The organism is Vogesella sp. EB (genome assembly GCF_001037925.1).
Taxonomy (GTDB): Bacteria; Pseudomonadota; Gammaproteobacteria; order Burkholderiales; family Chromobacteriaceae; genus Vogesella; species Vogesella indigofera.
The window spans coordinates 104,300-110,471 of record NZ_LFDT01000010.1; the positions used below are offsets into that span (position 1 = coordinate 104,300).

9 protein-coding genes are annotated in these 6,172 nt (G+C 67.3%); all 9 read right to left on the reverse strand.

What is annotated here, in order from left to right; translation table 11 throughout:
• Positions 1-40 precede the first annotated feature (40 nt).
• Positions 41-745 (reverse strand): glucosaminidase domain-containing protein, encoded by a 705-nt coding sequence (locus ACG97_RS08305; RefSeq protein ID WP_047966884.1) that lies wholly within the window; start codon positions 743-745, stop codon positions 41-43.
• Positions 732-1,163: a flagellar export chaperone FlgN gene (gene flgN / locus ACG97_RS08310; RefSeq protein ID WP_047966885.1), complete on the reverse strand. Its 432-nt coding sequence runs from the start codon at positions 1,161-1,163 to the stop codon at positions 732-734. Before flgN ends, ACG97_RS08305 begins: the two co-directional genes overlap by 14 nt.
• Positions 1,164-1,165: 2 nt before the next feature.
• On the reverse strand, positions 1,166-1,429 hold the full coding sequence (flgM, locus tag ACG97_RS08315) for a flagellar biosynthesis anti-sigma factor FlgM (RefSeq protein WP_047966886.1): 264 nt from the start codon (positions 1,427-1,429) through the stop codon (positions 1,166-1,168).
• Between the two features lie 83 nt (positions 1,430-1,512).
• Complete coding sequence (locus ACG97_RS08320) at positions 1,513-2,196, reverse strand: Crp/Fnr family transcriptional regulator (RefSeq protein ID WP_047966887.1); 684 nt, start codon at positions 2,194-2,196, stop codon at positions 1,513-1,515.
• A gap of 239 nt (positions 2,197-2,435) precedes the next feature.
• Complete coding sequence (locus ACG97_RS08325; protein ID WP_047966888.1) at positions 2,436-3,425, reverse strand: flagellar motor protein MotB; 990 nt, start codon at positions 3,423-3,425, stop codon at positions 2,436-2,438.
• A gap of 13 nt (positions 3,426-3,438) precedes the next feature.
• A complete protein-coding gene (motA, locus tag ACG97_RS08330) occupies positions 3,439-4,302 on the reverse strand; it encodes a flagellar motor stator protein MotA (RefSeq protein WP_047966889.1) in 864 nt (287 codons plus the stop codon).
• A 39-nt stretch (positions 4,303-4,341) separates the two neighbouring features.
• Positions 4,342-5,040 (reverse strand): FliA/WhiG family RNA polymerase sigma factor, encoded by a 699-nt coding sequence (locus tag ACG97_RS08335; protein ID WP_047966890.1) that lies wholly within the window; start codon positions 5,038-5,040, stop codon positions 4,342-4,344.
• A gap of 3 nt (positions 5,041-5,043) precedes the next feature.
• Positions 5,044-5,517 (reverse strand): flagellar basal body-associated protein FliL, encoded by a 474-nt coding sequence (fliL, locus tag ACG97_RS08340; RefSeq protein ID WP_047966891.1) that lies wholly within the window; start codon positions 5,515-5,517, stop codon positions 5,044-5,046.
• Positions 5,514-6,172 (reverse strand): flagellar hook-length control protein FliK (locus ACG97_RS08345; RefSeq protein ID WP_202902724.1); only part of this gene is annotated, 659 nt, incomplete at its 5' end. The genes ACG97_RS08345 and fliL, both read right to left, overlap by 4 nt.

The window sequence follows — 6,172 nt, forward strand, 5'->3', positions numbered from 1 at the left end:
GTCGCCACCATCGCGGCGGCGAGCCGGGTTCAGGCCGGGTTCAGGCCGGGCCGCGCAGGCGGCTGACGGTCTGCTGCAGCTTGCTGGCGTAGGCGGGATCGGTGGCGTAGCCGCCGCGGGCCAGCACCGCGGCAAAGGCGGCGGCATCGCTGCCCACGCCCTGCACCGCCTTGAAGCGCGGCGACGACGACAGCAGGCTGACGTAGTCGGCAAAGGCGCCGTCGTAGTCGGCGTAGGCGCGGAACGGCGCCACCTGCTTCACGTCCACCCCGTCCTGGTGTTCGGTGGTCAGCGCGGCGATGCGCTCGCCGCGCCAGCCCTGGCCGGCCTTGATGCCGAACAGGTTGTGACTGCTGGAACCATCGGCACGGCGCAGCGGCGCCTGCCCCCAGCCGGATTCCAGTGCCGCGTGCGCGGCGATGATGTCGGGCGACACCCCCAGCGCGCGCGCCGCCTTCTGCGCGTGCGGCAGGATGTCGCCGAGAAACGCCTGCTGCTGCGCGTCGAGATGACTGCCATCCACCGCCAGCGGCGCCGCGGCTACCTGCGACCGCTGCCGCAGCAGCAGCCCTTGCGGGGTCAGCGCCTCGTCGCCGGCCGGAAAGCCCTGGTCGATCAGTGCCACGATTTCCTGCCGCGTGTCGCGGAACACGGCGGCGAACTGGCCGCCATCCGCCGCCGGCGCGATGCTGCTGGCGGAGGGCGTCATGGCCGGGGAGTTGATACGGAAATCAGGGTGCAGCATAGGTATCGCTTTCGCCAAACAGGACGCGCTGGTAGCACTCGTGCTGGTTGAGCAGCAGCTGGCCGTTGCGCTCGTTGAGCTGCTTGCAGTCGGCCGCCAGCGCCTGCAGCGCCTGCCACTGTTGCTGGCAGCGCTGGCGTGCCGGCTCCGGCAGCAGCGCGAACAACGCCATCAGCGACGGCTTGCGGCCAACGTTGCCGGCCAGCAGCTGCCGCGCCAGCTGTTCGCGGCGCAGGCGGCGTTGCTGCAGCTGCGTCACCAGCTGGCCGATGCGATCGGCGTAGCAGGACAGCGCCGCCGCGTCGTGCCCCAGTGCGGCGGAAAACTGCTGCTCCAGCGCCAGCTGCAGCTGCCGGTAATCGTCCAGATCGCTGTGGATGTCCTGCAGCAACTGTCGCCACTGCGCCTTCGCCGTCATGCTCAGCCCCGGTGATAGGCGGCGATGGTGGCCGCCAGCTTGTGTGCGTCGAGGCTGATTTCGCCGCGCGCCAGCGCGGCACGCACCACGGCCACCTTGTCGAGGTCGACCTCCGGCAGCGCCTGCAGCACGCCGGCGGCCTGGCTCAGCGGCTGGGCAGCCGGCAGCGGCGCCACCGCGGCCTTGCCACTGACGGCCGGCGCCTGGCTGCGGTCGGACTGGATTGCGTTGTCACGCAGTTCGGGACGGAGTGGGGTGATGCGCATGTCGGCCTCGGACAGGAATAAGACGGTTATCCAGTAAAGGACGACCGTCGCGGCGGAAAACTTAAATCGGCGCCGGCGCCGGCTCAGAAGTTCTCCGGCAGCATCTTCAGCAGCACGATGCGGCGGTTTTCCATGGTGATGTAGCGGCCGAACACCAGCTCCTTGAGGATGCGCGCCACCATCTCGCGCGAGGAGCCGATCAGATCGGCGATTTCCTGCTGGGTAAAGGTTTTTTGCAGCTGCATCACGCCGTCACGGGTCACGGTGTAGTCGTTGAACAGCAGGCGGATGCGACCGTAGACATCGAGCAGCGCCAGGCTTTTGGCCGACGCCGAGATGCGGCGCACCATGCCGGCCAGCCGCATCAGGATCTGGTTGCGCACCGTGTCGCTGGGCAGGCCGTCGGCGGTGCCGAAAATGCTGATCAGGTCGTTGCGGTTGAACTTGAACAGCAGGCAGTCCTCCTCCGCCATCGCGCTCCAGGCACAGGGGCCGCCGTCAAGGTAGGACACCTCGCCCATCAGCTCGCCGGGGTTGTTGAACATCAGCACGTACTTGCGATTGGCGCTGTCCGAGACGTGCGCCTGCAGGCGGCCGCTGACCACCAGGTAGATGGCGGACACGGTCTGCCCTTCCTGGAATACGTACTCGCCCTTGCGTACGCGCAGGGAAATGGCATGGTCGATCACTCTGTCCAAAACCACGGGGGGCTGGTCGGCAAAAAAATCGGTTGCGGCCAACTGCGCCTTGATGTCGTCCAGGTTCATTTCTTCACTTCTTCCTACAGTGTGCATTACGGGGTTGCGTTCCCGGCCGGGATCTTCCGGCGGGGTCGTTTTTGATATTGTGATTTGATTGTAAATATTACCAATCAACCCGTCAATTAGATACACAATGTTTACAATCTCGATAAATGCCGCGATCACGCCACGACAATGTGTTAGCCGCAATAAATAAACCCGGCACGAGGCCGGGTTTTTTCTTGCCGCAACAAGGACTTGCGTCGTCAGCCGGGGTTGTTCATCTTGGCGCGCAGCATGTCCAGATCGGGGTTGGGCGTCACGCTGATTTCGCTGCGTTTTTCGGCGGCACCCGCCGCTTGCGGCGAGCCGAACATGGCGCTGATGCTGTCCGCCTGTGCCGGTGTCAGCACCAGCAGCTCGATGCGGCGGTTGTGCGCCGCGGTCGGTTGCCGCTTGTCCAGCGGCGCGCGGTCGGCCATGCCCACCACCTGCAGCACGCTCTCCTTGCGCAGGCCGCCATCGAGCAGATGCAGCCGCGCGCTCATCGCGCGGTTGGCGGACAGGCTCCAGTTCGACAGCGCGGTATTGCCGGCGCTGCGGTACTGCATGGCGTCGGTGTGGCCGATCACCAGCAGCTGGTTGTCGAGCGAGGACAGCAGCTGCCCCATCTCCTGCAACAGGCCCTTGAAGCGGCGGTTGATGATGGCGCTGCCGCGCTCGAACATGCCCTCGCGCTCGGTGTCGTGCAGCATCACGCGCAGCCCCTGCGGCGTCACCACCAGTTGCAGGTTGCTCTCCAGCCCGGCCTGTTTCGACATCGACGCCAGCATCTGCGCCAGCTGGTTCAGCGCCGCCGGCGATTCCAGCCGCTGCCGCACACGGCGGCCGTCGCCGTCCAGCACCGTCGGGAAGCCGGTGGTCTTCAGCCGGCTGTCCGCGCTCGGCTGCGTGCTGCTCAGCCCCGGCACCAGTTCGCGCGGGATCAGGCTGCCCGGCGGCGTGCCCTGGTGCTCGATGCGGTAGTTGGTGCCTTCCGCGGTCGGCTTGCCGCCGCCGTCGCGCAGCAGCTGTTCCAGGTTTTCCTGTTCGCGCGCCGCCAGCACCCACAGCACCAGGAACAGGCACATCAGCGCCAGCACGAAGTCGGCAAACGCCACCTTCCACGCACCGCCGTGGCCGCCGTCCTCCTCGCGCCGCGCCACCTTCTTGATGACCGTGCCCTCGTGCTGCTCGCGGTGTTTCAGTGCACTCATTGCGCGCTATGCCTCACACGCCTTCCAGCGCATTGATCCACGACTCCAGCTGCGAAAAGCTGGGCTTGGTATTGAGCTGCACCAGGCGGCGGCCGGCGTCGATCGCCAAGAGCGGCGGCTTGCCGGCGGCGTGGGTGGTCAGCACCACCTTCACCGATTCGAAGTTGGACAGTTCTTCCTTCACCTGCTGGTGCATCACGTTGCTCAACGGGTCGAGCACGCCGTAGCAGAAGAAAATGCCGATGAAGGTACCCACCATCGCCGCCGCCACCTTCTGGCTGATCTCGCCGGCGCTGGCCCCCTCGCTGACGCTGTTCATCGCCATCACGATGCCGAGCACCGCCGCCAGGATGCCGAAGCCGGGCATCGCCTCGCCGATCTTGTGCAGCGATTTCGACGGCTGGTTCAGCTCCTCGTGGATGGCGTCGATCTCCTGGTCCAGCACGCCCTCCAGCTCGTGGGCGTTGATCTTGCCCATCGCCATCAGCCGGAAGTTGTCGACGATGAAGGCCAGCAGTTTCGGCTGCTGCAGCACCAGCGGGTAGCGGTTGAACAGCGGGCTCTGCCGTGGCGATTCCACGTGCTCGTCCAGCGCCTTCAGCCCCTGGCTGGCGGTGATCAGCAGCTCGTACATCAGCAGCAGCAGCTGGCGCTGGAATTCGGCGCCATGTTTCTTGCGCATCACGATGCGCCTGATCTGGCCCAGCATCTCCACCAGCACGTGCTTGGGGTTGCCCAGCACCAGTGCCCCCAGCGCCGCGCCGCAGATGATCAGCAGCTCCACCGGCTGCCAGATCACCGCCATCGAGCCGCCATGCAGCATGAAGCCGCCAAATACACACACCAGCACGATGCCGATGCCCAGGATGAGCTGCATGTTGATCCTTCCCTGTTAAGCAAGACCCGGCGCTGACCCTCAGTCGGGCGCGGCCGCCAGGCAGTTTTTCATCTTCTTCAGTGCCGCCTTGTTGATCTGGCACACCCGCGCCTCGGTCAGCTCCAGCACCAGCGCGATTTCCTTCAGGCTCAGCTCGTGCTCGTAGTACAGCTGGATCACCTGCTGCTCGCGCGGCGCCAGGTGCTGCAGTGCCGACGCCAGCGCGATGCGCAGCTGCATCTGCTGCTCCGGCGCGCGCTCGTCGCCGACATCGCCGCCGTTGGCGACGATCTCGTCAAAGCTGTGCATCGCCTCGGCGTTTTCCGCCAGCAGCAGCGCCTGCACCTCGTCCAGGCCGATACCCAGCGCCGCGGCCGCCTCGCGCTCCGACGGCTCGCGCCCCAGCTGCCGCGTCAGCGCGCGCCAGCCGTCGCGCAGGCGGTGCGCATCCTGGCGCACGCTGCGCGGCCGCCAGTCCAGGCGCCGCAATTCGTCGAGAATCGCCCCGCGGATGCGCAGCATGGCAAAGCCGGTGAACTGCTCGTCCGGCTCGCCGTAACGCCGCGCCGCCTCCAGCAGCGCCAGCAGGCCGACCTGCTCCATGTCCTCGCGCTCCAGCACCGCGCCGACCTGCGACGACAGCTGCCGTACCGCGCGCTTCACCAGCGGCGCATGGCGGGCGATCAGCGCGCCCTCGTCCAGCGCCGGGGTCTCGAACAGCGCGTAGGCGGCGTTCATCGCTTACTCGACGATCAGCTTGCTGACCATCACGTCGCTGAACGGCTGCGGCTGCTGGTCCTTGCGGTAGGCCGCGCTGTAGTGCTGCAGCAGCAGGGCCTGGAATTCGTCCACGCTCATCGCCGCCGCCTGCGTGCGCGTCAGCTGCGACAGCGCGCGTACCGCGATGCTCTTCAGCAGCGGCAGCTGTTCCTTCACCTGCGCCTGCTGCTCGTTGTCGGTGCGGAACACCAGGTCGATCGACATGTAGTGCAGCTCGTCCTGCCCCGCCTCGCGCAGCATCACGATGATCTTGTCGAGGGTAAGGTAGCGCTTCGGCGTCGCCGGCTCGGCCGCCTCCGTGGCTACCGGCTCGCGCAGCGGGCTGCTCAGGGCTGCGCCGCCCTGCTGCTGCAGCCACCAGTAGGTGCCGCCGCCGCCCAGCAACAGCGTCAGCAGCATGCTGACCAGGAAAATCACCACCGTTTTGCTTTTCATGCTTCTGCTCCTGCCTGATAACCTGCCAGGCCAAATCCGTCATCTTCTGCCGCCAGCTGCAGCGCACGTCCCGGGCTCGCCTGCTGCTCCGGCTCGCGCCGTCCCTGCTGCTGCCCGCCGTGGCCGTCACCGGCGCCGTGGCGCACCTCCAGCTGCACCGACTGGAACTGGCGGTTGCCCAGCTCCTGGCGCAGCAGCTCGCCGATGCCCTGCAGCTGGCGCGCCATGTCGCCGTTGCTGGCGGTCAGCTGTACCGTCAGGTGGCCACCCTCGTGGCGTAACGCGATTTCCAGCGAGCCGAACGACGGCGGATCGAGGCGGATCAGTGCGCGGTCGATGCCGTGACTGGACTGCACCGCCAGCCGCTGCGCCAGCAGCTGGTGCAGGGCACCGCCCTGAGCGCCCGCGCTGCCGTCATCGACCGGCAGCGGCGCCCACTCCGGCAGCGCCGCCGCGGCCGCCGGTGGCTTACCCAGTTCGTGCGCCGGTACTGGCAACGCGGGCACGCCGCCAGCCAGCAGTCTCGGCTCGGCCGGCAGCGGCGTACTGGCCGCCGCGTCGGTCGCCAGCGGCGCGGCCGCCTCGCCGCTGTTGCCTGCGGACGGGGTATTGCTGTCGCTGCTCGTACCGCCATTGCGGCCAACGTTGGCCGCAA

Bases quoted from the DNA above. Each gene is read 5' to 3' on its own strand.
- ACG97_RS08305 (WP_047966884.1), bottom strand. From the start codon at position 745: ATGCTGCACCCTGATTTCCGTATCAACTCCCCGGCCATGACGCCCTCC.
- flgM (WP_047966886.1), bottom strand. From the start codon at position 1,429: ATGCGCATCACCCCACTCCGTCCCGAACTGCGTGACAACGCAATCCAG.
- flgN (WP_047966885.1), bottom strand. From the start codon at position 1,163: ATGACGGCGAAGGCGCAGTGGCGACAGTTGCTGCAGGACATCCACAGC.
- ACG97_RS08320 (WP_047966887.1), bottom strand. From the start codon at position 2,196: ATGAACCTGGACGACATCAAGGCGCAGTTGGCCGCAACCGATTTTTTT.
- motA (WP_047966889.1), bottom strand. From the start codon at position 4,302: ATGCAGCTCATCCTGGGCATCGGCATCGTGCTGGTGTGTGTATTTGGC.
- ACG97_RS08325 (WP_047966888.1), bottom strand. From the start codon at position 3,425: ATGAGTGCACTGAAACACCGCGAGCAGCACGAGGGCACGGTCATCAAG.
- fliL (WP_047966891.1), bottom strand. From the start codon at position 5,517: ATGAAAAGCAAAACGGTGGTGATTTTCCTGGTCAGCATGCTGCTGACG.
- ACG97_RS08335 (WP_047966890.1), bottom strand. From the start codon at position 5,040: ATGAACGCCGCCTACGCGCTGTTCGAGACCCCGGCGCTGGACGAGGGC.